The sequence below is a fragment of the Duganella lactea genome, from assembly GCF_009857505.1.
In the GTDB taxonomy this organism is placed as follows: Bacteria; Pseudomonadota; Gammaproteobacteria; order Burkholderiales; family Burkholderiaceae_D; genus Rugamonas; species Rugamonas lactea.
Genome location: NZ_WWCP01000107.1, coordinates 1 through 308 on the forward strand (window position 1 = coordinate 1; position 308 = coordinate 308).

Below are 308 nucleotides of genomic sequence, written 5' to 3' on the forward strand. Positions count from 1 at the left end.
ACTGCACTTCCACACCTGACCTATCAACGTCCTGGTCTCGAACGACCCTTCAAAGAGCTCAAGGCTCTGGGAAATCTCATCTTAAGGCAAGTTTCCCGCTTAGATGCTTTCAGCGGTTATCTCTTCCAGACTTAGCTACCCGGCAATGCCACTGGCGTGACAACCGGTACACCAGAGGTCTGTCCACTCCGGTCCTCTCGTACTAGGAGCAGCCCCCTTCAAATTTCCAACGCCCACGGCAGATAGGGACCAAACTGTCTCACGACGTTTTAAACCCAGCTCACGTACCACTTTAAATGGCGAACAGC

1 rRNA gene is annotated in these 308 nt (G+C 52.6%); it reads right to left on the reverse strand.

Annotated features, from left to right (window positions below):
* A 23S ribosomal RNA gene (locus GTP44_RS28500) occupies positions 1–308 on the reverse strand; the annotation flags it as partial.